Origin of the sequence: Rhodococcus sp. UNC363MFTsu5.1 (assembly GCF_000686785.1) — a bacterium.
Classification (GTDB): Bacteria; Actinomycetota; Actinomycetes; order Mycobacteriales; family Mycobacteriaceae; genus Rhodococcus_G; species Rhodococcus_G maanshanensis.
The window spans coordinates 13,525-39,579 of record NZ_JMLO01000022.1 but is presented as its reverse complement, the minus strand read 5'-3'; the positions used below and the strand labels follow the sequence as shown (position 1 = coordinate 39,579).

Here is a 26,055-nt window from a genome sequence, read left to right as displayed (position 1 = left end):
ATATATAGGAGCGTACGGGAATGCCCGTTTGTGTGACAAGGTGTCACGCTTAGGTGTGCGGTTCGGCCGGACTAGTCGTCCGCGGGATGGATCTCGAAGACCTCGCCGTCGAACCCGGCGGTCAGGTGTCCGGACGTGCCCGCCCGCCCGTCGGACAGGTACATCGACACCTCAGGAGCCTCGTCCCCAGACTCGACGGACATGTGGATCGAATCCGGTGTGGCCACGCCCAGGGTCTGCGGGGCGCCCAGCAGCAGTCCGACCACGGCCGGAATGTCCAGCCGGGCCAGATCGACCGGCACCGTCTTGGGGTCCCGCCCGGTCCGGGAGTCAGGTTCCTCGAGCCCGTCCCGGTAGTCGATGTCCTGGTACATGCCGGGCGCCCCCGGCTCGGCGCGCTGGATCCGTGCGTACTCCGGATAGATCGTCGCCTCGTCGACCACCGCGTCGCCGTACTGCGCGCGCAGGTCCTCGATCATCCGGGCGAGGCCCGGCGCGGACAGCACGTTCTCGGGGCGGTCGGGAGCGTCCGCGCCGTCGTCGCCGATCGTGGAGAACACGACGGCGCCGAGCGCGACCACGGCGGCGACCGCGACGGCCGCGGCCACGCCCTGGATCCGGCGGCGGTCGGGATCGGCAGGCCGGACCGGCAGCGATCCCTTCAGCTTGTCGGGGATCTGCAGGTCCGACACCAGCGCGTCGAGCTCGGTGAGGGTCCGGGCGGACATCGCCGCCTTGGTGCGGTCGCGGTGCTCGAAGTCGGAGAGCTGGCCGTCGTCGTGGGCGGAATCGAGGAGTCCGCACACGTCGACGCGGTCGGTGTCACGGGCGCGCAGGCGCATCGAGGAATTACTCGGCACCCGCCGAGCATAGGAGTGCGCCGCCTATCGGGTGGGCGAGTAGGCGGACACGCGGGTGACCTCCCCCGTGGGAGTCAGCTCCAGGTAGCCGCTCGCGCCGGTCTTCTCGTTGTTCACGTAGATGGAGACCACCGGGTCACCGTCCTCGAACTGCATCCCGATGTGGCTGACCGTCCCGCCCGGTACCCGCACCGACTCGGCGGCGCCGAGGAGGTGGCCCGTCAGGGCGCCGAGGTTGACGCTCGCCAGGTCGAACGGTGGTTCGCTCCCGGAGTGGCTGGACACGCTGTCGGGCTGGAAGCCGCCGCGGAAGCTGAAGTCCTGCTCGCTGCCCGGCTGGCCGGGCACCATCCGCGTGATGCTCGCGTAGTCGCCGAAGAAGCTCACGTCGTAGACGAGGGTGTCGCCGAACTTCTCCCGATACTTGCGGATGAACTCCTCGATGCCGGCCGCGGTGAGGGTGTCGATCGGCGCGATGACCACCGGCTTGATGTCGGCGTACTTGCCGGGCGCCGGCGGTGCGGGCGGGTTCGGCGCGAGCGGCGCGACCACCGGTGCGGCCGCCGCGGGAGCGGGGTCGGGGCCGTCCTGGTTGACCATGACGAGCGTCACCGCGGCCGCCACCACGGCGGCGGCCGCGACGCCGGCCTTCAGTGCCAGCTGCCGCGGCGGTGAGGTCCGGTCCGTCACGGTGAGCGTGTCGGTGAGGGCTGTCGGCAGCTGCAGGTCGGTGACCAGGGACTCCAGTTCGCCGAGGGTCCTGGCGGACATGGCCGCGGCCGTGCGCGACTTGTGCTCGTCGAAGTCCAGCTGGCCCTCGCCGTACCCGGCGTCGAGCAGCGTGCAGGTGTTCGAGCGGTCGATGTCTCGAGCTCGGGTCGTGTTGCGGCTGGCCACGGTCGGAATGATAGGAGACGCCGCGCGGCGGGGTCCGAACGCCGGGAAGTGGCGCGATCGACAGTGCCGATTCGCGAACCGGTGTGGGCGCGGCGCAGCCACTGGTGGGGCGGGGTGCGCCGCGGGTGTCGGTCCGGCGTGTCGCAGCTCGCGCCGCCGCCAACCCGAGACCTCGCACGATTGCCCACGTACTCTGGTCACGTGCGATTGCAGCGGCAGGTGGTGGACTACGCGCTCCAGCGGCGATCCTTGCTGGCCGAGGTCTACTCCGGTCGGACGGGTGTCGCCGAGGTGTGCGACGCCGGTCCCTACCTGCTGCGTGCGGCGAAGTTCCACGGCAGGGGCTCCGACGCGACCTGTCCGATCTGCAGGAAAGAACAGCTCACCCTCGTCTCGTGGGTGTTCGGCGACAGACTGGGCCCGATCTCGGGTTCGGCACGTACGTCGGAGGAGCTGGTTCGGCTGGCGACCACCCAGGAGGAGTTCTCCGTCCACGTCGTCGAGGTGTGCCGCACCTGCAGTTGGAACCACCTGGTGCAGTCGTATGTGCTCGGAGCGGCCCCGGCCCCGAAACGGGCGCGCCGCCCCTCGGGTGCGCGCGCGCCGAGTCGCCGCATTGCGAGTGAGTGAGAGCACCACCCCGCCGAACGATGTAACTGACACAGCCGTGTCTACGTGAGCACTGGAGATTCCTACGTGAGTTCCCCCTACGACAACATGCAGGGTGGTCGACCCGCCGGACAGCAACGGCCGAGTGGCCCGCCACCGGGCGGCAGGCCTCCGGGGTACTCACAGCCGAACGCTCAACCCGGATATCCGCAGCCCCGGCCCAACCAGGCGCCCGGGTACCCGCAGGGCGCGCCGCCGCGGCCGAACCAGGCCCCCGGATACCCGCCACCGAACCAGGCGCAGCCCAACTACGCCGCGCGCGGCCAGGCGCCCCGCCCCGCCGCGCAGCGGCCCCAGGCTCAGCGCCCGCAGGCTCAGCGGCCCGCCGCGCCCCGCACCGCGCCGGGTGGCGGCAACGGACCCGGCGGCCGTCCCCCGGCCGGCCCGCCGCCGAAGGCGAGGGGCGGCTCGTCCGGCGGTCAGCCGCCGAAGCCGCCGAAGAAGGGCACCTCGAAGCGCTGGAAGATCATCCGCCGCACGGTGATCAGCCTCGTCGCCATCGGGCTGGTGGTACCGCTGCTGACGTTCATGGTCGCCTACACGACCGCCGACGTGCCCAAGCCCGGCGACATCAAGACGAACCAGGTCGCGACGATCTACAACAGCGACGGCACCTCCGTGCTCAGCACGATCGTCCCGCCGGAGGGCAACCGGACCGACGTCACCATCGATCAGATCCCGCCGCACGTGCGCAACGCCGTGCTCTCGGCCGAGGATCGGGACTTCTACACCAACCCCGGGTTCTCCGTTTCCGGCTTCGCCAGGGCCCTGCGCGACAACGTGCTCGGCAGGGAAGACGCGGGCGGTGGCTCCACGATCACCCAGCAATACGTGAAGAACGCGCTGGTCGGCAACGAGCGCGCGCTCACCCGCAAGATGCGCGAACTCGTCCTCTCCTCGAAGATGGCCCGGCAGTGGTCCAAGGACGACATCCTCGCCGCCTACCTGAACACCATCTACTTCGGTCGCGGCGCGTACGGCATCGCGGCCGCGTCGAAGGCCTACTTCAACAAGCCGGTCGAGGAGCTCACGGTCGAGGAGGGCGCCGTGCTCGCGGCGAGCATCCAGCTGCCGTCGCTGCTCGACCCGGAGTCGAACCCGACCGGCGCCGAGACCCGGTGGAACTACGTCCTCGACGGCATGGTGAGCGCGAACACGCTCGGCGCGGGCGAGCGGGCGGCCGCCAAGTACCCGCACACGATCCTGCAGTCCGAGATCGACAACGGCAGCTCGGCGAAGGGGCCCGAGGGCCTGATCCGCAGCCAAGTGATCAAGGAACTCGCCGCGAACGGCATCAACGAGCAGGTCCTGAACACCGAGGGACTGCAGATCACCACCACCATCGACCAGCAGGCCCAGCAGGCCGTCGTCGACGCGGTCACCAGCAACATGGAGGGCGAGGACACCAACCTGCGCACCGCCGTGGTGTCGGTGGACCCGAAGACCGGCGGGGTGAAGGCCTACTACGGAGGCTCCGACGGCGCCGGCTTCGACTTCGCCCAGTCCGGGCTGCAGACCGGTTCGTCGTTCAAGGTGTTCGGCCTCGCGTCTGCGCTGAACGAGGGCATCCCGCTGTCGAAGATGTACGACAGCAGCCCCCTCAAGCTCGGCGGCGTCACCATCAACAACGCCGAGGGCCAGTCCTGCGGCACCTGCACCATCGCGGAGGCGACCAAGCGCTCGCTGAACACCAGCTTCTACCGGCAGATGATGTCAATCGAGAACGGCCCGGAGAAGATCGCGGACATCGCGCACAAGGCCGGCATCCCCGAGGAGATCCCGGGGGTCGTCGAGGGCACCACCCTGCAGGAACCGAACGGGTCCTCCGAGTACGGAATCGTGTTGGGTCAGTACCAGTCCCGGGTGATCGACATGGCGTCCTCGTATGCCACGCTTGCGGCCTCCGGGGTCTACCGCGCGCCGCACTTCGTGCAGAAGGTCGTGACCGGCGACGGCACCGTGCTGCTCGATCGCGGGCCCGCGACGGCGGGTGAGGCCCGGCTGAAGCCGGCGGTCGCCGACAACGTCACCTCCGCCCTCCAACCGATCGCGGCCTACTCCCGCAACCACGGCCTGGCCGGTGGGCGCCCGTCCGCCGCGAAGACCGGAACCGCGCAGCTCGGCGACACCGGCGAGAACAAGGACGCCTGGATGGTCGGCTACACCCCGTCGCTGTCCACCGCCGTCTGGGTGGGCACCGAGCAGGGCCTGCCGCTGCAGAACAGCTACGGCGGGCTGATGTACGGCTCGGGGCTCCCGTCCGACATCTGGAAGGACGCCATGGACGGTGCCCTGGAGGGCACTGACGTCGAGTCCTTCCCGAAGCCCGAGGCGATCGGTGGCCAGGCGGGCGTGCCCGCGTACACCGCGCCGTACGTGCCGCCGAAGACCACGTCCGCCACGCCGAGCCCGACGCCCGCGCCGGGACTGACGCTGCCGCCGGTCATCATCACCCCGCGCCAGGTGGAGGTCCTGCCCGGCGTGACGATCCCGCTGCCGGGTCTGGCGCCGAAGCCGACCACACCGCCCGCGACGGTCGACCCCGGTCCGTCGCCGGGTCAGCCGACGCAGGAGGAGATCGACGCCGAGGAGGAGGGGCTTGGCCAGGCGGGCAACGCGCAGGGCAGCCCGCAGGGAGCGCCCATCCGGCCGAACCGATAGCCGGTCGGTAACGTCACCGGGGTGGCCGAGCAACCTGACGACAGCACCGTGACCGTCGTTCCGCAGGCTCCATCGCGGGGGCTTGCGGGCGGCGCGGTCATCGCCTCGCCGGGGCCGCTCGCGGACGACTGCCGGTCCGTGGTGGACCGGGATCTGCCCGGCCGCACCGATCCGGTGGTGGCCGAGCTCAGCGGGGTCATCGGTGGACCGGTCGGGCGGCACGCGCTGATCGGCAGGTCCCGGTTCCTCACCCCGCTGCGGGTGATCCTGCTGCTGGCGGTCGTCTTCCTCGCCCTCGGCTGGTCCACCAAGGCGGCGTGCCTGCAGCAGGCCCCGAATGGGCCGGACGGCGCGCTCGGCCTCGACTGGAGCGGCAGCCGCCAGTACACCGCGCTGTGTTACTCGGACACGGTGCCGCTGTACGGCGCGGAGCGGCTCGACGAGGGCGCCTTCCCGTACAAGAAGTCCTGGGAGGAGAAGGCAGGCGACGGGTCGACGCAGCAGCGGTACATGGAGTATCCGGTGCTCGCGGGGCTCTACCAGTACGGCTCGATGAAAGTCGCGAAGGCCTGGGACGCGGTCTCCTGGCTGCCGGGGGCGCTGCAGGTGGTCCTCTACTTCAACGTGGTCGCGCTCGGGTTGTCGCTGGCGTGGCTGGTCACGGTCTGGGCGACGGTGCTGCTGGCGGGCAGGCGCGTCTGGGACGCCGCGCTTGTCGCGGTGTCCCCCTTGGTGGTGGTGCACGCGTTCACCAATTTCGACCCGCTGGCGACGGCCTTCGCGGCGGGCGGCCTGCTCGGCTGGGCGCGAAGGCGGCCGGTGCTGGCAGGCGTGCTGCTCGGTCTCGGCGGCGCCACCAAGATGTACCCGCTGTTGCTGCTCGGTCCGCTGCTGGTGCTGTGCCTGCGGGCCGGTCGGATGCGGCCGTGGTGGCAGGCCGTGGCGGGCGCGGCCGCGGCCTGGCTGGTGGTGAATCTGCCCATCGCGCTGCTGTTCCCGGCCGGCTGGCGGGAGTTCTTCCGGCTCAACTCCGAGCGCGGCGCCGACCCGGACTCGATCTACAACGTGATCACCTCGTTCACCGGCTGGCGCGGTTTCGACGGTCCGCTGGCCGCCGGCGAGACCCCGACGAATCTGAACACCGTGTCGTTCATGCTGTTCGCCGCCACCTGCGTGGGCATCGGGTACCTGGCGTTGACCGCCGCCCGCAGGCCCCGAGTCGCGCAGCTGTGCTTCCTGGTGATCGCGGCCTTCCTGCTCACCAACAAGGTGTGGAGTCCGCAGTACTCGCTCTGGCTGGTCCCGCTGGCGGTGCTCGCGCTGCCCCACCGTCGAATCCTGTTGGCGTGGATGACGATCGATGCCCTCGTCTGGGTGCCGCGGATGTACTACTACCTTGGCGTCCAGAACAAGGGCCTGCCCGAGCAGTGGTTCACGGCGACGGTGATCGTCAGGGACCTCGCGGTCGTCGCGCTGTGTGTGCTGGTGATCCGGCAGATCCGCCGCCCGGAGCTGGACCTGGTGCGCGGCGGCGGGGTGGACGATCCGGTCGGCGGCGTCCTCGACGGCGCCCCGGACCGACCGCCGGGGTGGTTGCCCGCCTGGCTGCGGCCGCGGGAGCGGGGCACGCAGGCGTGGTCCGAGGCGCCGGCTATTCGCTGATCCGCGCCTCGAGCTGGGTGCGGGCGAGCGGCCAGTCATCGTCGATCATCGAGAAAAGCGCTGTGTTCCGCCAACTTCCGTCCAGGCGTCGGCGGTGCTTGCGAAGCAGCCCCTCGAACTCGGCGCCCAGCTTGGCGATCGCGCCGCGCGAGTGCGCGTTGAGCTCGTCGGTATGCCACTCGACCCGGACCGCGCCGAGATCCTCGAAGGCCCGGCGCAGCAAGAGCAGCTTGGCCTCCGGGTTGATCCGGCCGCCCTGGGCAGAGCGGGAGAGCCAGGTGTAGCCGATCGCGAGCGACTGGTGCAGCGGGTCGATCTGGTAGTACGAGGTGGTGCCCACCACCACACCGGTCGCGGCGTCGATCTGGACGTACGCCAGCCGCTGCGGGTCGTCGAGCGCGTGGGTGATGTATTCGGTTGCGTCCGAGACGCTTTCGATCGGACGCCAGGTCCAGCGGAACAGCGTCGGATCGTCGGCGGCCCGGTACAGGTCCTCGGCGTGCGCGAGGGTGAGCGGCTCGAGGCGGACGTAATCGCCGGTGAGCGTTGGCTGTTCGAACCAGGGGCCCTTCATGACGCCGCCGTCAGGGCCGGATCCCGGTGACCGGCTGCGTGCCGTGGACCCGCCTCGCCGCCCCCGGCCTCCCACCGCGGGCCGGCGCGGAGGAAGACGAAGAACAGCACCACCAACAGCGCCGCGCGGCCCCAGACGCCGAACTGCACCACGAACTCCATCACGGCCGCGTCCGATCCGGTCGCTAGCTCGTAGAAGTAGCGGAACACCCCGATCCCCATCGCCAGATCCGCGAGCAGGTAGCCCCCGATCAGCGCCCACGGCACCCGCAGGAGCACCAGGAAGGGGATGAGCCACAGCGTGTACTGCGGCGAGTGCACCTTGTGCAAGAGCATGAAGCCGCACAGCATCGCGGCGCTCACCGCGATCCACGGGTAGCTGCCCTCCCGGCGGTACCGGCCCCAGCCGAGCCAGAGCGCCAGCGCGAACGACGCGGCGATGAGCAGCGGCGAGGCCACGCCGACGAAGGTCGCGTAGGCGCTGTCCTGGCCCTCGACGCCGTCGAACAGGCGCAGCACCCCCCAGTACCAGATCGAGTTGGTGGTGATGTCGGCCTGGCGGGCGGACTGGAAGGTGAACGAGGCGAGCCAGCCGGGGTAGCCGGCGATCGCGAACGGCAGGTTGATCGCGATCACCGTGCCCGCCGCAGCGGCGGCCACCATCAGCGCGCCCTTCGGGTCGAACCGGCCCCGCACCGAGGCGGGCAGCTCGGAGCCATCGGTGCCGCCGGTGAACACGAAGGCCATCAGCGGCAGCACGAAGGCGCCAGGGTAGATCTTCAGGCACAGGCCGATCGCGAGCAGGACCGCGGCGCCGATCGCCCTGGTGCGCAGCGGGACCCGCTGGAAGTACACGACCACGAAGATCGCCGCGGTTGCGGCCGCGACGACCGGCAGTTCCCAGTTGTGGAAGGCGTACAGGACCAGCGGCGGGGCGGCCGCCCACAGCAGCGCGGGCCAGCCCGCGAGCCGGCCCAGCATCCACGCGGTGGCGAGCCCGAACGGGACCAGGATCAGCGCCGAGTTCATCAGGAACTCGGCGTCGTTGTGCGCGCCGATCCCGCCGAGCCACATCAGCAGCCCGCTGAGCACGGGGTACTCGACGGTGCCGCCGGTGAGCAGTCCGTCGGGCGTGATGCCGCCCGTGAGATAGGGGAAGACGTGGTTGTCGATGTCGCGGCCGAGCCAGAGGAACTGGATGTCGGAATAGCAGAAGTTGCTGTCCTTGAGCCGGTCGAAAACGAGGCTGCGGCCGTTCTCGGCGAACGGGGCGCCCGCACACCTGGCCTTGTTCAGGTAGCCGAGGGCGAGGGTGAGCCCACACAGCAGCGTCACGGTGACCGCCACCACCGGTGTCCCTGCCTTGGCGCGCGTCCGCATGGGTTCAGCCTAGGTGCTCCCGGCCGCGAGAGGGGATCCATCCGGCCCCGCGGCTGTCCCCCGGGCAAGAGCGATTTCGCAGGTCAGGGGCCGCTCGTGTAACCTGCATGGGTTGCTGACGCAACGACCCTCCTGTCACGGATAGTCCGTGGCCGTTTCACTAGTCCATAGGAGGTGATGAGGTCTTATGCGTCATTACGAATTGATGGTCATCCTTGACCCCAGCCTGGACGAGCGCACCGTCGCCCCGTCGCTGGATACGTTCCTCAATGTTGTTCGCCAGGACGGCGGCAGTGTCGACAAGGTCGACGTTTGGGGTAAGCGTCGTCTCGCCTACGAGATCGCCAAGCACAGCGAAGGCATCTACGCGGTGATCGACATCAACGCAACCCCTGCCACCGTGAACGAGCTGGATCGTCAGCTCGGCCTGAACGAGTCGGTGCTCCGCACCAAGGTTCTGCGCCACAACAAGTGATTTCTGTCTGCGCGTAGCCCTAGGCTCGGCGCAACAGGATTCCACACACTGCAGGAGGAACCCACATGGCAGGCGACACCGTGATCACCGTCATCGGAAACTTGACGGCTGATCCCGAGCTTCGATTCACCCCCGCGGGGGCCGCGGTTGCGAACTTCACGGTCGCATCGACGCCCCGCACCTTCGACCGTCAGACCAATGAATGGAAAGACGGCGAGGCGCTCTTCATGCGCTGCAACATCTGGCGTGAGGCCGCGGAGAACGTTGCCGAGTCCCTGACTCGCGGTTCTCGGGTGATCGTGAGTGGACGGCTCAAGCAGCGGTCCTACGAGACTCGCGAGGGCGAGAAGCGCACTGTCATGGAACTCGAGGTCGACGAGATCGGCCCCTCGCTCAAGTACGCCACGGCCAAGGTCAACAAGGCCAGCCGCGGTGGCGGCGGAGGCGGCGGAGGGTTCGGTTCCTCGGGCGGTTCGGGCGGCGGACGCCCGGCTGCTAGCTCCGGCGGCGACGACCCGTGGGGCAGCGCCCCGCAGTCGTCCGGCTCGTTCGGTGGCTCCGGTGGTGGAAACGACGAACCCCCGTTCTGATCCCCGTACTGGCGACAGCGCCGGGATCTGATGCGAACGAACATTGAAAGTACGGAGAAAGACAATGCCGAAGCCGCCGTTGCGCGACAAGGTGATGAAGAAGAAGGTCTGCTCCTTCTGTAAAGAGAAGAACACGCAGATCAACTACAAGGACACGACGCTGCTGCGTAAGTACGTCAGCGACCGCGGCAAGATCCGCGCGCGCCGTGTCACCGGCAACTGCGTCCAGCACCAGCGGGACGTGGCCGTTGCCGTGAAGAACTCGCGTGAGGTCGCTCTGCTTCCTTACGTCTCGACGGCTCGCTAAGGAAAGGGAAGACATGAAGCTGATCCTCACTGCAGACGTGGACAACCTCGGTGCGCCCGGCGACACCGTTGAGGTCAAGGACGGTTACGGCCGTAACTACCTGCTGCCCCGCGGTCTCGCGATCGTCGCCACCCGTGGCGCCGAGAAGCAGGTCGAAGGCATCCGCCGTGCGCAGGAAGCCCGCGCCGTGCGCGGACTCGACCACGCCAAGGAGATCAAGGCCGCGATCGAGGGCCTCGAGAGCGTCTCGCTGACCGTCAAGACGGCCGGCGACTCGGGCAAGCTGTTCGGCTCGGTCACCGCCGCCGACGTTGCCGGTGCCATCAAGGCCGCCGGTGGCCCGGTTGTCGACAAGCGCAGCCTCGAGCTGCCGAAGTCGCACATCAAGGCGACCGGCAAGCACGCCGTGGTTGTGAACCTGCACCCCGACGTCGTTGCCAAGTTCCACCTGAACGTGGTCGCCGGCTAGTCCGACCCACGTTCGCCCTCGGGGCCCCGCAGACCATAGGTCCGCGGGGCCCCGAGTCGTTTGTGGATAACTTTCCGCCCTTTGTGATCGATCCCTAGACAAGCGTCCAGTTCGTGTGATCGATCACTGTGATGCAACTCATATTGCGAGGTCGGTGCGTTTCGGCAACACGCCCGGATGCCCAACCCGTGGGACACGCCGAAAGTATTTTCATCCACAGGTGTGTGAATAACAAAAGGTACGATGACCAGCGCAGATGGGAAGTAGTTACGCAGTTATCCTCAGGTTGTCCCCAGGGCGCTAACACTGGCCAACTGCGGATTCCACAATTCATCCACAGTTGTGTACACAGTCCGTGTTGAACGAGCGGGTCCGGATGCCTAACGTCGTGCGCGCGCGTCCTGCGGCGGCTGTGCCGGACCCCGATTCCGGGGGTCGGGATCAACCTGTCGGTCCGGGCGCGTATGTATTGCGTGGACGTACCGGACGGCGAGGCCGACCGGGCGTCGAGGTTTGCGGGAGAGGACGGTTATCGCGTGGCGGTTGTCGACGATCGTGGTCACTCGGACTACTCGGAGCCGGCTGAGCCGCCCCGCGAGGATTTCGGGCGCCAGCCCCCGCAGGACATGGCGGCCGAGCAGTCGGTGCTCGGCGGCATGCTGCTGAGCAAGGACGCGATCGCGGACGTGCTCGAGCGGCTGCGGCCAGGCGACTTCTACCGGCCGGCGCATCAGAACGTCTACGACGCGATCCTGGACCTGTACGCCCGCGGCGAGCCCGCCGACCCCGTGACCGTGTCGGCGGAGCTGGAGCGTCGCGGCGACCTGCGCCGGGTGGGCGGCGCGCCGTACCTGGTGACGCTCACCCAGACGGTGCCGACCGCCGCGAACGCCGGCTATTACGCCGAGATCGTCGCGGAGAAGTCGATCCTGCGCCGCCTGGTCGAGGCAGGCACCCGGATCGTGCAGTACGGCTACGCCGGGTCCGAGGGCCAGGACGTGGCCGAGGTGGTCGACCGCGCCCAGGCCGAGGTCTACGACGTCACCGAGCGCCGGACCAACGACGACTTCGTGCCGCTCGAGGAGCTGCTGCAGCCGACGATGGACGAGATCGACTCCATCGCCAGCCGCGGCGGCCTCTCGCTCGGCGTGCCCACCGGATTCACCGAGCTCGACGAGGTCACCAACGGCCTGCACCCGGGGCAGATGATCATCGTCGCGGCCCGTCCCGGCGTCGGTAAATCGACCATCGGCATGGACTTCATGCGGTCGTGCTCGATCAAGCACGGCATGGCCAGCGTCATCTTCTCCCTCGAGATGGGAAAGACCGAGATCGTCATGCGCCTGCTGTCGGCGGAGGCGAAGATCAAGCTCTCCGACATGAAGTCCGGCAAGATGAACGACGACGACTGGACCCGGCTGGCACGGCGGATGAGCGAGATCAGCGAGGCCCCGCTGTTCATCGACGACTCCCCCAACCTGACCATGATGGAGATCCGGGCCAAGGCGCGCCGGCTCAAGCAGAAGCACGACATCAAGCTGATCGTGCTCGACTACCTGCAGCTGATGTCGTCCGGCAAGAAGGTCGAATCGCGTCAGCAGGAGGTCTCCGAGTTCTCCCGAAGCCTCAAGCTGCTGGCCAAGGAGCTCGAGGTCCCGGTGGTCGCGATCTGTCAGCTCAACCGTGGTCCCGAGCAGCGAACCGACAAGCGCCCCATGGTGTCCGACCTCCGCGAGTCCGGCTCGCTCGAGCAGGACGCGGACATGGTCATGCTGCTGCACCGGCCTGACGCCTTCGAGCGAGACGACCCGCGCGGCGGCGAAGCGGACATCATCCTCGGCAAGCACCGTGGCGGTCCGACGGCCACCATCACCGTCGCGCACCAGCTGCACTACTCGCGGTTCGTGGACATGGCGCGGGGTTAGCCAAATGTCGAGATGCAGCGAAGATTAGCGAAGCGCGACGCTGGATTAACTAGGCAGGACGCGAAGGGGCCACGTCCTACGCTGCGCTCCGTTCAGCGCCCAGACTCGGGATCAATGGCCGACTATCAGGATGCACCGGTACTCGATTGGGAGCGCGGCGAGGATCGCGTCGACGACAGTGATCACAGCCTCGCGCCACACTTCCTGCCCTGCCCCAGTCCTTCCCAGTCGAGCTAGGTCAAGGCGTCGACGGCGGCGTCCTCGTACGTTTCTCGGGCGGCGGCTTCGATCATCACGCCACGGGCGGTGTTGGTCACGGCGGCTAGCGATTTCCTTGCTGCTTGATCTCTTCAAATCTTTCTCTGAGCAACGGAATGAACGCAACGGCATCAAAGTCTTGGAAGCGGTCTTTGTACCTCATGAGGGCTTGCTCGAGATGATTCACGATATCGTCGCAAAGCTGTGTCCTCGTCTCCCTCTCCGATAGATTCTCATACTCGTCTACGACGAGTATCTGATCGACCAGAAGCTTGTCGTCCTTCTTGATATACCGAGCAAGCGACCTCAGGTTGCCCTTCTCGACATTGATCTTGTGATAGAACCGCAGGATCAGGCCGAGTGCAATGTGACTGAACTGGGAATCAAGGTTCCGCAATTGGGGAGCAATTCGATCCTGCCAGGCGTAGTCATTCAGGCTGTTGAGAACGCCATCCAGGATGTTCTGGTTTGTAGTGGCCTTTTCTGCCGTTTTCCCGCCTTGTGAATCATAAGTGATCTTCAAGAAGATTCCCATAATTAAACCGCCCTTCTTCGTCGCCGACTATTGTTTGCGGTTCACCTGCGCGGTGCGAGCGTGTCTGACTTCCCTACCGCGTCGTCAGCATCCACGACGACGCTTAGGGTGTCGCGCGACTGACCGGACGCCCAACGCGCAGTGGCCGCTCACCCCGACCGAGGTGGGCGGCCACTGTCCTTCGCGCCGACAGCACAACAGGAAAACGCCGCTGTCCCACACTGCACCGGACGGCATCGCACGACCCACATCAGCGACAAAGCGCGACACGCCCGGAATCCGTCAAAGTGGAGCAGCGTGTCCTGCGAATCCTCGCTGCATCTCGACAAAAACAGCTAATAAGTGTTGTTGGGACCCGATCCTGTGTTCCCTCTCCAGCGCCGGGTACCAGCGCGCCTGAGAACTGGCCGGCATACGGCGTGATCCTGGGGGACGAGGACCTCATTTGCCCTGGTCGGTCCAGATAGAGGCGAGCGAAGGACCGGCTCGAGGTTGACAGTGAGGATGAGTGACGGGCGGTTTAGCGCGATGCCCGCCGGTCTCAAAGGCGACCGCTTCTGAGTCACTCCCACACGCCACCTCCCCCGATCAAGAAGATGGCCGGACCCCAGCGCGTCTAGTGGTCTCGGCACCAACCCGGCGGAGGCGACGACGTCGGAGGCCGAACACTTTCGTGGCTCATCAAGAGACGTCCCCGCCCGCGCAAGAGTCGGGGTCTGATCAATCGAGCGCTGGCAGAGCTGTGTCCGTCAAGTGCCCGTTCCGGTCGAGTTCGATTACAGCCGTGAGCCCGAGCCTGGCGAGGAAGCGATCGTCGTGGCTGACGAGCACGATGGCGCCGCGGTAGCTGTTTAGCGCCGCGACCAGCTGGTCGACACTCGCCAGGTCGAGGTTGTTCGTGGGTTCGTCGAGCACGAGCAACTGCGACGGCGGGTCGGCGAACAGCAGCCGGGCGAGCGACACCCGGAACCTCTCACCGCCCGACAGAGTCGATACAGCGCGGTTGACGTCGCTCCCTCTGATGAGCAGACGGCCGAGTTGGTTGCGAATCTGCGCATCCGGAACGTCGGAGGCGACCGCGCGGATGTTCTCCAGAGCGGTGAGGTTGTCGTCGACGCCGTTCAGTCGCTGACCGAGATAGCCGACCCGGTCGGTGTGGAGCTCGCCGTGCGCCCGGCCCAATTGGGCAGGGCGGGCGTAGACCAGGTTCTCCAGTAAGGTCGTCTTCCCGACCCCGTTCGCACCGACGATCGCGATCCGTTCGGGGCCTTGCACGATGATTGTGCGGTTCGTTCCGCGCAGCTCCCCGATGCGCCTGCCGGTCGCGACATCGGGGTCGGGAAGTTGCAGGCTGATCTTCTGGTCCGGGCGGATGCGCGCCGCCGCCGCCTCGCTTGTGGCCTTGGCTGCGTCGAGCCGGTCGTCAATCCCCGCCCTCAGTTTCCCCGCCGAGACCTCCGCCCGGGAGGCGAGCCCGTTCATCAGGATCTTGGACCCGCGCTTGTTCTCGTTCGCAGTCTTGGCTGTGCGTGCGCGTCGGGCGAGTTTGATTTCGGCTTCAACGCGCTGGCGCCGTTCGGCGTTGACCGCGTGCTCCGCGGCCTGTGCCGCTTGTACGGCCGCTGCCTGCTGGCGGTCGAGGTTCTCCCGCCACTGTGAATACGGTCCGCCGAACACGGTGAGACGACCGTCGTAGAGTTCGGCGGTCTCGTCCATCCGGTCGAGCAGGTCGAGGTCGTGGCTGACGACGACGAGTGTCCCCGGCCAGGTGTCGACCAGTTGCGCCAGCATCCTCTTGCCGTCGCGGTCGAGATTGTTGCTCGGCTCGTCGAGCAGAGTGATCGGCAGGCGCCGCACATGGAGTCCTGTGATGGCGATGAGCATCACCTCGCCGCCCGACAGCTGGCCGACACTGCGGTTGAGGTCGGTCGCGGAGAAGCCGATACGCCGAAGCTGTTCGTCCGCCCGGGCCTCGATGTCCCAATCGTCACCGATGGTGTCGAAGTGGCCCTCGGAGGCGTCGCCGCCCTCGACGGCGCGGATGGCCTCGACGATCGGAGCGATACCGAGCAGATCCGCCATTGTGGTGGAGTCCCGCCAGGTTAGCGACTGCGTGAGGTAGCCGACCTCTCCGGTGGCACTGACGTTGCCGGAGGCCGGAGTGAGCTCGCCGGCGATGAGACGGAGCAGCGTCGATTTGCCGGCGCCGTTTTCGCCTACGAGGCCGGTTCTTCCTGTGGTGAAGGCGCCGGTGATTCCGGTGACGGCTGGCTCACCGTCCGGCCAGGCGAAGGAAAGGTTGGACAGGACGATGGATGCGTTGAATGAAGACATGAGATCCCAAGGGGTTGTGCACTCGACCGGTTCGCGGTGAAGCTGTGTCACGGGAGCGGTGCAATATGAACGGAAACCTGCCGCCGGATGGCGGTTCGGCGGCATCGCAAAGGACCGGAATCTCCTCGAAGAACGAGGTACCGGGTTCGTTGCGGGACCGCCACCGATAAGTCGGTGGCTAGGCTCTGTCGATTTCAGGGATCAGCACGGTCCCAAGGATAGCGCTAGTGAGAACCGCTCCCCGAAGTCGCCGCAACCACCTACACCGAGGTATCTGATGTGGTGACTGCGTCACGGTGTCGAGCGCGAAATTGCGATGCCTTCACGCGATTTCCTCTTCACTCGAGAAGCTGAAGACAGCACTGACAGGCCGAGGGATGCGCAGCTGGCGAGTCTGTCGACGTCCGCCGCCCGCGCTGAGACACGCAAGCCCGGCGCCATCCGCCGAACACTCATCGCGGTGACTCCTCTACCCCAGGACAGCCGGCTACGTCGGAATCGACCCGAGCAGGCGGGTCGGAATGACCATCTTCGACACGATCGCCACCTACGCAATCACAACCGGCATCTCCTACGCCGGTGCCGCGGATATCGGCACCGATGTGGGCGGCCGGCGTAGGAGATGTCGGAGGGTTCTGGGACCTCAGCTTCTGACGGCGCTCTCTCCCAAACCGATACGAGGCGTTCGATGTCGCCTGAACCGTGTGCCGTGAGGGCACCATCCTCGCCGACGAAGCCAACACCGACCACCTGCCCGCATCAGTGCTGCAGTGGCTCGCTGACACCGGATGGCGCACCCAACCGGGATTTGTCTGTCCAGACCATGCCTGACCCGCCCCGCCCGACCAGGCGCCACGTGAACTTCGTCGTCTTGTGTGCCACTACTACCGCGGCCCCTCGAGTTTCAGCTCACGGATGGCGATGGTGGAGCTCGTGGTCATCAGTTCTGATTCCCTTCTTCCTTTCCGTCAATTGCGTACGGGTGGCACTGAGCAATGGCCTGATGCTATGGGATCCGCAGCGAGGTGCCGTCTGGGGTAATCGACGACCGCCGAAGTTATCGGCCTAGCCTCGGCCGAACTCGCCGGCCGATGGGGATGTTGCGTGGAGCCGTCTCGGTAGCTCGCACTGTGCGGACAGGGCATCGTCCGCGACCGTCATTGTCTTCCTTGCGGAGGGGCACGCGACGACACAGTATTCCGGGCATGGGATTCTCGCTGATCTTCGTCCGCGTCCAGGGAGACGAGCAGCGCGACGCGGATCGCGATGCCGTCGCCGCCTTCCTCGAGGCGCGCGGCCTGCGCGCGATGGACAGCGACGGCCAAGGTTCGCTTCTCGTCGATGCGGACGGGCAGGCGCTCTCGTTCGACGGCCACTGGACCGACCTGTACCTCGACCCGCTTGATCAGGAGGAGCCGCTGAGCGGTGGGATCGATCACGCCTCGCTGTCGGAGGAGGAGACGACATTCATCTATGAGCTGTGCGTCGCGGCGGGATTCCTCATCGTCAATCCGCAGGGCAACCCGACCTATGTCGTCGCCGGCGCCAACCATGCCCCGGAAGATGTGCCGGACCCGGAGGACATGGACCGGGTGAACAGCGCTGCCGAGCTGCGGCACGCGCTCGCCGGCAAGTTCGACGACTTTCGCGAATGGCGTGACCGCGTGGTCGCGCATTACGCGGACGGGCGGGCCGACGGCGAGTAGCACGCGCCGTGACAACGGGACCTATCCGGGAGCCCATACCGACCGTGTGCCTCGGCATCGAGTGCCGGCGCCACTCCTCCCCAGAACCATGCGGGTGGAGGGACGGCAACGATCGCTGCTCAGGTGCCCGAGAGTGTGATCCTTGGATGCTCAGTACCCGAGGGCCTGCGGAATAGGACATCTACAGCCGGAATTTCTAGGGCATTTACCGTGGAAGATCTTGAAAACCGCAGGCCGATCGGACAAGTAGAACCGGAACCTACAACAGCAGCCGCCGCGGTGTAGGTTCCGGGACGATGCTCGGACCTACGGATGGACATGGGCAGGTAGACCCCGAATGTGGCGGGCCTTTCGTGATATCCCAGACTGGTTCACTCCGTCTGCGGCTCTCGGCATCTGGTATCCCGCCGCCATCTGGTGCCGTCGGTGGCGTCGCGAAATGCCCGCAGCGCGTACAGGTGGCCCATTCGCCGGCCGATGTGGTGCAGGTCTTTTTGAATCCCCGCGGCGACCGGCCGATCGTTGTGGGCATAGGAGATGAAGGCGTCGTAGTCGAACGACTCCCCTGGAGTCAGCTGCTCGGGAGCCTCCGCAGCCTGAGCGCACATGGGCTATCCCCCCGCTCTCGCGAGGCGGCAGGTCCACGCCCGCGGGACGGTTCCGGCGACCGGCTTGTTGATCCGAGGGAGCGCTTCCATATGCTGAGTGTTGCGCACGTCGTAATCGGCGCCGGTTCGCGAACTGATCCACCGATCCAGAGGCTGACCGGCGAGTGACATGCGTCTCGTCCGGGCCGGCATCCACCCACCGGACGTGCCACACGAGCCGACAAGGCAGAGGAGCGCAGTGAGCACAGCGGAATTGGCACAGTGGAACTCCGAAGAGGCACTTGCGGAGGCGATGATCCCGATCATCGGCGGCCTGCACCGCAGGCATTCGGTGACCATTCTGCTGCACAGTCGCTCGCTGGTGAACAAGTCGGTCATCAAGATCCTGCGGACCCATCGCTTCGCCCGACAGATCCGTGGTGACGAGCTGTCCGTCGAGGAGACGTTCCCTTTCCTCGAGGCGCTGACCGACCTCGATCTGCGGCCCTCGAAGATCGACCTCGGCCTGTTGGTGACCGCTTACCACGCCCACGGTGGTGGAGCGCCGATCCCCGAGTTCGTCGCGGAGAGCCTCGCCGACCTGGTCGGTGGTGCCCAGACGAGCCCCGCGCGGCCCCAGGATGTCGTCCTCTACGGATTCGGGCGTATCGGTCGACTCGTGGCGCGACTCCTCATCGAGAAGGCCGGTTCGGGCAATGGCTTGAACCTGCGTGCCGTGGTCGTCCGAAAGGGTGGAGCAGACGACCTGGTCAAGCGTGCGTCACTGCTGCGCCGCGATTCCGTCCACGGTCAGTTCAAAGGCACAATCAAGGTCGACGACGAGAACAACGCGCTCATCGCCAACGGCAACGTCATCAAGTTCATCTACAGCAACGATCCGACGAGTGTCGACTACACCGAGTACGGCATCGACAATGCGATCCTGATCGACAACACCGGGATCTGGCGTGACCGCGACGGGCTCTCGCAGCACCTCCGCCCTGGTGTGGCGAAGGTGGTGTTGACCGCGCCCGGCAAGGGTGACCTCCCCAACATCGTGCATGGCGTCAATCACCGCGACGTCGATCCGACCGAGAACATCGTGTCGTGTGCGTCCTGCACCACGAACGCCATCGTCCCGCCGCTGAAGGCCATGGACGACGAGTTCGGCGTCGTGCGGGGCCACGTCGAGACTGTCCACTCGTTCACCAATGACCAGAACCTGCTGGACAACTACCACAAGGCCGATCGGCGGGGCCGATCGGCGCCGTTCAACCTCGTTCTCACCGAGACGGGTGCGGCCTCCGCGATTGCGAAGGCACTTCCCGATCTGAAGGCCAAGATCACCGGCAATTCGATCCGCGTGCCCACGCCGGACGTGTCCGTCGCGATCCTCAACCTTCAGCTCGGTCGCGACACCACCAAAGATGAAGTGTTGGAGCACCTTCGCCAGGAATCGCTCACCGGAGCGTTGAGCCGGAACCTCGACTACACCGCGGCAACCGACGCCGTGTCGAGTGACTTTATCGGCTCGCGTGCGGCGTGCATCGTCGACGCGAACGCCGCGATCGTCGACGGCGACACCGCCATCCTGTACGTCTGGTACGACAACGAGTTCGGCTACTCATGCCAGGTAGTGCGTACCGTCCAGTACCTCTCGGGCGTGGAGTACCCGGTCTATCCCGCGACGGACGGCGCTGCCGTGGAGTCGCGCAGGTCGCCTGCCACTGCTCAGTGACCTCGCCCCTGCGAGGGGTCGTCTGCGGGGTGGATGCTGTTGCAGCAGAGCTGCGTTCGCCATCTAAACCCTCCTTGCGGTTCCGCGTCCCGTGAACCAGGCCGGCGGTGTGTATCTGGGATACGCCGTGATGACGCTCGGTGCGTGACCGTCGGGCCATACGTCGATCAACTTCACGGCCAGTCGGTGCTCTCAGCAGGTTGAGCTGCAGAGGAGTTACAGCAACTGGTGTGGCTTGCGCGTCCTGTGATTGTGTCGAGCGTGGACTCTGGAGCGTCTGTGGAAGCGGACATCTTCGCGCGGGATTCTTGCGACGAGTGTCATGGAAGATCGTGGAAGCGTCAGGTGTCACGGACAAGTTGGTCCGGAACCTACAGCCGCTGCCGCGTGGGGATCAGGATTCTGAGAAATGGCTCGGTCCACTGTCCCGCTGCCACACCCGGTGAGGGACCACAGGAGGAGCACGACACGCCCGTCAACCGTCAAGATGTGCAGCGGGCGAGTCCTGGCCGCACGTCGACAGGCGCCTCACAGCATGGCTGGACGACCAAAAGCCGTGCTGCGATTACTCACCTCGGGCGATGCGCTGTCAGACCGTGGCTCAGACGCCTGGCGCGCGCTCAGCGGAATCCGGCGTGAGGAGTTGCTCGGACAGCAGCTCCAATGCCTGCCTGGCGTAGCCGCGCCACATCGAGGTGACCAGCGGCATCACGGGCGCCCCGACACCCTTTGGGTGCAGGACCCATCGCCAGGTGATGAGGGTTCCGGTGCCCTTTGGAGTGAACTCCCAGCATCCGTCGATGCTGTCGACCAGCAGTCTCAGCGGACCGGTGATGTTGCTCAACCGGTAGCTGAACGAGTGCGGGGCATCGACCTCGGTCAGCAGCTCTCGCATCGTTCCGCCGTCGGTGGTGACGACTGTGCGCGACTGTCCGACTTGGCCCCAGATCCCGTCCTGTCCGCGGACCCGCTTGACCGGCGGGAGCAGGCCGTAGCGCCGGGAGAAGATCGCAGTCAGCGGGATCGGCAGGGTCAGGTCGAAGGCTCGCTGGAGCGTGATCGGAATCGCGCGCGACTGTTCGACGATGACCGGGGTCGACATCGCTCAAGACTATCGCGGGTAGGAAGCCGGCCAGTCCGGGTCCACACTGGATCTGCAAAGGCGTCCGGTCTAGGACAACGCCGCCTGATCCGACGCATCGTGACCTGCGCACTTCAATGCCGCGGAAACGCCAACGCCTGTCTCCCAACCCGGGCTGCGGAAAACCTACAAGCGGCGTAAGGGTATGAATAGCCGACCGATGTCGGTGTCCGATGGCGCTTTGTTCGAGTGTGCCGGCTTTTTGTTGTGTGACTATGGGTTTGGTGTCGTCGGGCGCACCCTGATCGCCGTAGCTCAGATTCTGCCCTGGCCCTGACTGATCCAAGGGCATTGATGGTTCCGGTTCTCGTCCGCCCCGAACCGCACCAGAGGCGGCGCAAATTCCATCTGTTGATGATGATCTCGAAGCGACCGTTCGATGAGAAGAAGAACAGTAGTGTGCTTTGTTGTTGTCGAAGAGCACCGGGCACAAGCCCGCCGGATCCCGGTAACTCTCACCGGGACAACCGCAGCGGTGTGCGGTGTGATCACCAGGACGTCGCTCGGCGTCGAAACATCATTAGCGCAGAGGATCCGACTTGAAGCGTTCAATCATCGTTGCATTGGCCGGCGCAGCAACCATCGCCTTCGGCACCGTGGCTTCGGCATCGGCGGCCACGGCCCCCGATGGCATGCTGTCCTTGGAGGTGTCCCCGCCGCCCGGCGGATACGTCGTGGGTGTGCAAGCGAGCATCGTCGTGGAGGGGATCGGTGGCTCGATGTTCCCTCTCCCCCAGTCACGGGTGACCGTCAGCGACAACGGAACCTGCATCAACTCCTTCCTCCCGGGCCAGGCTCCCTCCGGACCCAGCTACCGGCCGTGGACACCGACCACAGCCGGTGCCCACACGATCAGTGTCACCCAGTATGGAACGACGGTGTCGGAGTCCGTCACGGTCAATCCGGCGCCCGACGGTGCTCCGGTGCCGGTTCAGGAGACCCCGGGGTGCGGGGGCGGCGGTAGCCTCGACGTCTTCAACTTCGGCAGCCTGGGAAGCCTCGGATCCTGACCGCCCGGGCCACGCACCTGGTCGGCATATGAGCACAAACAGCATGGCTGCCTGCCGGATTTGAAACTCATAGCCGCAGAAGCTGTTCGATACGCGTCAGAGAGCCGCGCAGCATGGTGCCGCGCGGCTCTCCAACGCGATCTCGAGACTTACGTCGTGAACCACCAGGGGGCCGCAGCCGGTGGATCGGCGGACGCGCTGAGGTGCCGCGACGACGAGCGCTGCGTTGCTCAGGCCGCTGAGTTGCTGGCCTGGGCGATGAGGTGTTCGACGAGCGCGATCAGTACGGACTTGCACGACTCGCGATCACGAGCGTCGCAAAGCATGACGGGGGTATCGGTGTCGAGGTCGAGTGCCTCGCGAACCTCGTCAGTTGTGTAGGCCTGGGAGCTGTCAAAGCAGTTCACCGCGACCGTGAACGAGACACCGCGCCGTTCGAAGAAGTCGATGGCGGCGAACGAGTTCTCCAACCGACGGGTGTCTGCGAGAACGACGGCGCCGAGGGCCCCTCGCACCAGTTCGTCCCAGAGGAACCAGAACCGGTCCTGTCCAGGCGTGCCGAACAGGTACAGAACCAGGCTCTCATCGAGGGTGATACGACCGAAATCCAGGGCCACGGTGGTCGTGGTCTTACTCTCCACGCCCGACAAATCGTCGACGCCGGTGGACAGTTCGGTAATCGTTTCCTCGGTGCGCAGTGGTGTGATCTCGCTGACGGAGGACACCATCGTGGTCTTGCCGACTCCGAAGCCGCCGGCTACGAGGATCTTGACCGAAGCAGCCAGGTCGGCTGCGGACGCATTGTCAGGCATAGTGGTCTACAGCTTTCGGATTCCATCGAGTACTGCTTGCAGGATGTGCAGGTCGCCGATCCCGGAAATGTCGTTGTAGGAGTCGCTGGCGGCGGGAGCTCGGAAGTTCAGCATTCCCTCGGCGATGAGATCACCGACCAGGATCTTGGTCACCGCCAGAGGCAGATTCAGGTGCGCCGAGACCTCGGCCACCGACTGCGCAGTGCGGCACAACTGAACGATCTCCGCGTACTCCGTTTCGATGTGCTGCAGCCGCGGAGCGGGGGACACGGTCACTACGAGCGTGAGCATGTCGAGATCGTGTCCCGCGCCCATCGTGCGGCCCCGCGTGACGGCGTACGGGCGGACCAGGGGACCGGCCGCATTGTCGAACCACGGTTCGCCTATACGTGTCACGGCGATCTACGCTCCCTGCTCCGCCACACCGATACGAGGATCGGCGGACAGGTAGCTACCGACACGCTGCACAGTCAGGTTCATTTCATACGCGACCATACCCAGATTCGCGGTGTCGACGGCCTGCAATGCGAGACATGCGTTGCTTCCGGCCGCCGTCACGAACAGCACTGCCTTCTCGAGTTCGATGACGGCCTGGCGAACGCCGCCGCCTTGAAAGCGATGTCCCGCACTGCGTGCGAGCCCGTACAGAGTGGCGGACATGGCGCCGAAGTGCTCGGCGTCCTCACGGCTCATGGCGGTGGATCGGCCCAGCAGCAGCCCATCGGTGGAAAGCACGACTGCATAGCGCACCCCGGCGAGACGATTGACTAGATCGTCGAGAAGCCAGTTCAGATCACCTGAGTTAGAAGTCGTCACCTTCACCTTCCCTCACCTTCCATTTCGTCCCTGGTGGCATCCCCGGTCGGGGATGCCGAATGCCGAGCCTGCTGGGTACCGTACGCGATGGCGGACATCAGATCTCGCGCTTGCTCCGCCGATTGTTGCGGCTGCTGCGCTTCCGCCTCGAGCTGAGTGTCGTGCGCCAGCTCCGGTGCCAGACTGGCCTGCCGACGACGCCGAGGCAGGCTTGGGCGAACGCCACTGCCGTTGTCGGGCAACGGTTGCGGGGTATGGGACTCCGGTTCGACGGCAGGGGTCGGCGGCTGGTGCCACGTGGTTTCCACAGGAGGCTCCGTGTACTCGTTGTGTGGCGCGCCATCGATGTGCTCGAGGTGCGCCCACGCTCGCGGCGGGGCCACCGACTCCGCTGGCTGTTCGGTGGGAGGCGCTGGAGTGGGGGGTGCCAGCGTTGCGACACCCACTGCGGCCGAGACGGATTCGCCGAAATCGGGTTCCGGCATCGCGCTGGCCAACTGAAGCTCGGGCCGACGTCCGGCGAACCGATCTGGCAGATCGCCGGCTACAGGTGTCGCATCGGCGACGACCACCGAGTTCGGCACCAGCACGATGGCGCGGATGCCGCCGTACTCGGATTCGGTTAGCTGCACACTGATTCCGTGCCGTGCACCCAGCTGTGAAACGATGAACAAGCCGAGGCGCGAAGTCGCCGAGAGCGTATCGACTCCGAAATCCGGTGGATTGCGCAGCATCTCGTTTACGCGGTCGATTTCTTCGACGGACATTCCCATGCCCTGATCGGTGATCTCGATCGCGACCCCCTTGCCGACCACGTTGCCGCTCACTTCGACGCGCGACTGCGGCGGGGAGAACGCCGTCGCGTTGTCGACCAGTTCGGCGAGCAGGTGGATGAGGTCGGCGACCACGTTTCCGACGATGAACACCTGAGGCATGCGGCGGGTGTGCACCCGCGTGTAGTCGAGGCTTTCGCCGACCGCGCTACGCGCCAGATCGACCAGTGGCACCGGACTCCGCCACTGGCGACCGGGTTCGCCGCCACCGAGGATGATGAGGTTCTCAGCGTTGCGGCGCTCGCGGGTAGCCAGGTGGTCGAGACGGAAGAATGTCTCCAGCATGGCGGGATCCTCTTGGCTTTGTTCGGCCTCGTCCAGGACCTCGAGTTGCCGGTGTACCACCATCTGGCTCCGGTGGGCGATGTTGAGGAACACCGCGCGCACGCCCTCACGGGTGCGGGCCTCGGCGACCGCGGCGGAGACGGCCGCCGTGTGTGCACGGTTGAAGGCCTTTGCCACCGCACCGATTTCGTCGTCACCGAAGTCCAGGTGCGCGGCTTTGGGATCGATGTGCTCGCCCGCGCCCAGCTTGCGCATGGTTTCGGGCAGTTCGACCTCTGCCAGGTCCAGTGTTTCCTTGCGTAGGCGCTTGAGTCGCCCGATCAGTCGGTTGGCCAGCCACAGCGACAGCAGGAACGCCACGAGCGCAAGCGCGAGCACAGCGGCACCCGCCCACAGTGAGTTCGCCGCGGTGCGCTTGCCCTCGTCGGCAGCGATCTGGTTCGCATGGTCGTTCAGGCCTTTCCATGCGCCGATCACGCCTTCAGACAGCGGCTCCTGCGCGGTGTTCCACTCGTCGAAGGTCATGGGCGGTGGCGGGACGACGCCGGTTTTGTCTGCTTTCGGCGGATTGATGAGGTAGTCCTCCATCGCGGCCACCTGCTGCCAGTTGGGAGAGGCCAGCGCCGCCCGGATCTTCTCGGCTGCTGGATCGGCGCCGAGGTCGGCGGCCAGCTGCGGAAGTGCGCTCCGGTAGGACCCGACCAGATTTCGATAGTCGTTACGCAGTGGACCGCTGCTGAGCTGTCCCTGTAGTTCGGCAGCGGTGAGCGCGGCGGAACGTGACATTCCCTCCATCGCGTGCAGGATGCGCACGCCATTGATGAGTGCGACGCCGACCTCGGCATTGGGCGCGTTGGAGGTGATGAGGTTGGTGCCGAGCGCGACCGCATCGAGAATGGTGTTGTAGAGGGCGTATGTGTCCTCGATCGGCATCTTTCCTGCATCGATCGCGCCGCGAATCTGGGGCAGGCGAGCAAGCAAGGTGTCGAATCCACCCGTGTCGGCACCCATGGTGCCCTGCGACGCGCTCTGCAGCCTTGATGAGTAGGGGGCCAGCTCTGCGAACGCAGTGTCGAGCTTGGTCCGTGCTGCGGCGAGCGCGGCCGGATCGCTCTGTTCACCGGACAGATGCCACAGCGACAGCATCCGTTCCTGTTCTACCCCGGCAACCACGTCGCGAGCGTGGCTCATGGCATCGCCGTTCGCTGCCGCCCACTGTTCGGACTGTCGGCCCTCACGTATCAGGTATCCCGCTGTGCCTACACCGACTCCGAGCAACGCCAGGCTTGGAACCAAAGCGATAGCCAGGATCCGGGCTCGGACCCCGAGGCGCACTTTCAACATCGGGGGAATATAACTGGTCGAATTATTAACCCGTACGTCGGCCTCGCTACCCCGATCTTCTCGATTCGGCCGGGCCGCTTGGCGTTTAACGCTATTCGCGCACGCGTCGGTGTGAATTGCAAGGCTAACGAAGCTTGCTATTCGTAGTGCTCCTGGAGACGATGGCGGACGTGGCCGATGGGGACTAT

At 66.2% G+C, this 26,055-nt stretch carries 23 protein-coding genes; 11 read left to right on the top strand and 12 right to left on the bottom strand.

Annotated elements, in window-relative coordinates; genetic code table 11:
- Positions 1-71 precede the first annotated feature (71 nt).
- On the bottom strand, positions 72-860 hold the full coding sequence (locus BR31_RS0117470) for a DUF1707 SHOCT-like domain-containing protein (RefSeq protein WP_027502103.1): 789 nt from the start codon (positions 858-860) through the stop codon (positions 72-74).
- 24 nt (positions 861-884) lie between these two features.
- Positions 885-1,757: a DUF1707 SHOCT-like domain-containing protein gene (locus BR31_RS0117465; protein ID WP_051637520.1), complete on the bottom strand. Its 873-nt coding sequence runs from the start codon at positions 1,755-1,757 to the stop codon at positions 885-887.
- 201 nt (positions 1,758-1,958) lie between these two features.
- Here BR31_RS0117465 and BR31_RS0117460 point away from each other — a divergent pair, with 201 nt between their 5' ends.
- The 3 genes from BR31_RS0117460 (at position 1,959) to BR31_RS0117450 (ending at position 6,749) form a co-directional block, all read left to right on the top strand.
- Entirely contained in the window at positions 1,959-2,387 is a 429-nt protein-coding gene (locus BR31_RS0117460) for a DUF5318 domain-containing protein (RefSeq protein ID WP_027502101.1), read from the top strand.
- A gap of 87 nt (positions 2,388-2,474) precedes the next feature.
- Positions 2,475-5,087 (top strand): transglycosylase domain-containing protein, encoded by a 2,613-nt coding sequence (locus tag BR31_RS0117455; protein WP_442970222.1) that lies wholly within the window; start codon positions 2,475-2,477, stop codon positions 5,085-5,087.
- Positions 5,088-5,186: 99 nt separating this feature from the next.
- On the top strand, positions 5,187-6,749 hold the full coding sequence (locus BR31_RS0117450) for a glycosyltransferase family 87 protein (protein ID WP_027502099.1): 1,563 nt from the start codon (positions 5,187-5,189) through the stop codon (positions 6,747-6,749).
- Here the strand turns inward: BR31_RS0117450 and BR31_RS0117445 are convergent.
- Together BR31_RS0117445 and BR31_RS29070 are read right to left on the bottom strand one after the other, a co-directional pair.
- Positions 6,739-7,323, bottom strand: coding sequence for a GNAT family N-acetyltransferase (locus tag BR31_RS0117445; RefSeq protein WP_027502098.1), 585 nt, complete (start codon positions 7,321-7,323; stop codon positions 6,739-6,741). The two genes, BR31_RS0117450 and BR31_RS0117445, sit on opposite strands and share 11 nt — an antisense overlap.
- Positions 7,320-8,702: a glycosyltransferase family 87 protein gene (locus BR31_RS29070; protein ID WP_081830546.1), complete on the bottom strand. Its 1,383-nt coding sequence runs from the start codon at positions 8,700-8,702 to the stop codon at positions 7,320-7,322. The genes BR31_RS0117445 and BR31_RS29070 overlap by 4 nt, the downstream gene beginning before the upstream one ends.
- Before the next feature lie 187 nt (positions 8,703-8,889).
- Here BR31_RS29070 and rpsF point away from each other — a divergent pair, with 187 nt between their 5' ends.
- The 5 genes from rpsF (at position 8,890) to dnaB (ending at position 12,468) form a co-directional block, all read left to right on the top strand.
- Positions 8,890-9,177, top strand: a complete 288-nt coding sequence (gene rpsF, locus BR31_RS0117435; RefSeq protein ID WP_027502097.1) for a 30S ribosomal protein S6 — start codon at positions 8,890-8,892, stop codon at positions 9,175-9,177.
- 65 nt (positions 9,178-9,242) lie between these two features.
- Positions 9,243-9,767 carry a single-stranded DNA-binding protein gene (locus BR31_RS0117430; protein WP_027502096.1) on the top strand — a complete coding sequence of 175 codons (525 nt, stop codon included), beginning with the start codon at positions 9,243-9,245 and terminating at the stop codon, positions 9,765-9,767.
- Between the two features lie 64 nt (positions 9,768-9,831).
- Positions 9,832-10,074: a 30S ribosomal protein S18 gene (rpsR, locus tag BR31_RS0117425; protein WP_027502095.1), complete on the top strand. Its 243-nt coding sequence runs from the start codon at positions 9,832-9,834 to the stop codon at positions 10,072-10,074.
- A gap of 13 nt (positions 10,075-10,087) precedes the next feature.
- The gene (gene rplI, locus BR31_RS0117420) at positions 10,088-10,543 is read left to right on the top strand and encodes a 50S ribosomal protein L9 (protein ID WP_027502094.1); all 456 of its coding nucleotides are present in this window, start codon (positions 10,088-10,090) and stop codon (positions 10,541-10,543) included.
- Positions 10,544-11,079: 536 nt separating this feature from the next.
- Positions 11,080-12,468 (top strand): replicative DNA helicase, encoded by a 1,389-nt coding sequence (dnaB, locus tag BR31_RS0117415; RefSeq protein ID WP_027502093.1) that lies wholly within the window; start codon positions 11,080-11,082, stop codon positions 12,466-12,468.
- A 322-nt stretch (positions 12,469-12,790) separates the two neighbouring features.
- Here dnaB and BR31_RS29065 read toward each other — a convergent pair whose 3' ends face one another.
- Together BR31_RS29065 and BR31_RS0117405 are read right to left on the bottom strand one after the other, a co-directional pair.
- Positions 12,791-13,261: a hypothetical protein gene (locus tag BR31_RS29065; protein ID WP_081830545.1), complete on the bottom strand. Its 471-nt coding sequence runs from the start codon at positions 13,259-13,261 to the stop codon at positions 12,791-12,793.
- 720 nt (positions 13,262-13,981) lie between these two features.
- Positions 13,982-15,595: an ABC-F family ATP-binding cassette domain-containing protein gene (locus BR31_RS0117405; protein ID WP_027502092.1), complete on the bottom strand. Its 1,614-nt coding sequence runs from the start codon at positions 15,593-15,595 to the stop codon at positions 13,982-13,984.
- A gap of 1,205 nt (positions 15,596-16,800) precedes the next feature.
- Here BR31_RS0117405 and BR31_RS0117400 point away from each other — a divergent pair.
- On the top strand, positions 16,801-17,301 hold the full coding sequence (locus BR31_RS0117400) for a hypothetical protein (RefSeq protein ID WP_027502091.1): 501 nt from the start codon (positions 16,801-16,803) through the stop codon (positions 17,299-17,301).
- Between the two features lie 371 nt (positions 17,302-17,672).
- Here the strand turns inward: BR31_RS0117400 and BR31_RS0117395 are convergent, their stop codons facing one another.
- Positions 17,673-17,909 carry a toll/interleukin-1 receptor domain-containing protein gene (locus tag BR31_RS0117395; RefSeq protein ID WP_027502090.1) on the bottom strand — a complete coding sequence of 79 codons (237 nt, stop codon included), beginning with the start codon at positions 17,907-17,909 and terminating at the stop codon, positions 17,673-17,675.
- Between the two features lie 238 nt (positions 17,910-18,147).
- Between BR31_RS0117395 and BR31_RS0117390 the strand changes: the two genes are divergently transcribed.
- Positions 18,148-19,626: a glyceraldehyde-3-phosphate dehydrogenase gene (locus BR31_RS0117390; RefSeq protein WP_027502089.1), complete on the top strand. Its 1,479-nt coding sequence runs from the start codon at positions 18,148-18,150 to the stop codon at positions 19,624-19,626.
- Between the two features lie 601 nt (positions 19,627-20,227).
- Here BR31_RS0117390 and BR31_RS0117385 read toward each other — a convergent pair.
- Positions 20,228-20,728, bottom strand: a complete 501-nt coding sequence (locus BR31_RS0117385; protein ID WP_027502088.1) for an SRPBCC family protein — start codon at positions 20,726-20,728, stop codon at positions 20,228-20,230.
- Positions 20,729-21,306: 578 nt separating this feature from the next.
- Between BR31_RS0117385 and BR31_RS0117380 the strand changes: the two genes are divergently transcribed.
- Positions 21,307-21,777 carry a hypothetical protein gene (locus BR31_RS0117380; RefSeq protein WP_156042531.1) on the top strand — a complete coding sequence of 157 codons (471 nt, stop codon included), beginning with the start codon at positions 21,307-21,309 and terminating at the stop codon, positions 21,775-21,777.
- A 230-nt stretch (positions 21,778-22,007) separates the two neighbouring features.
- Here BR31_RS0117380 and BR31_RS0117375 read toward each other — a convergent pair whose 3' ends face one another.
- The 4 genes from BR31_RS0117375 to BR31_RS0117360 are packed head-to-tail and all read right to left on the bottom strand — an operon-like array spanning position 22,008 to position 25,714.
- Positions 22,008-22,589, bottom strand: coding sequence for a GTP-binding protein (locus tag BR31_RS0117375; RefSeq protein WP_037177076.1), 582 nt, complete (start codon positions 22,587-22,589; stop codon positions 22,008-22,010).
- 6 nt (positions 22,590-22,595) lie between these two features.
- On the bottom strand, positions 22,596-22,985 hold the full coding sequence (locus BR31_RS0117370; protein ID WP_027502085.1) for a DUF742 domain-containing protein: 390 nt from the start codon (positions 22,983-22,985) through the stop codon (positions 22,596-22,598).
- 6 nt (positions 22,986-22,991) lie between these two features.
- Complete coding sequence (locus BR31_RS0117365) at positions 22,992-23,405, bottom strand: roadblock/LC7 domain-containing protein (RefSeq protein ID WP_037177100.1); 414 nt, start codon at positions 23,403-23,405, stop codon at positions 22,992-22,994.
- A 2-nt stretch (positions 23,406-23,407) separates the two neighbouring features.
- Entirely contained in the window at positions 23,408-25,714 is a 2,307-nt protein-coding gene (locus BR31_RS0117360; protein WP_231496538.1) for a sensor histidine kinase, read from the bottom strand.
- Between the last annotated feature and the right edge of the window lie 341 nt (positions 25,715-26,055).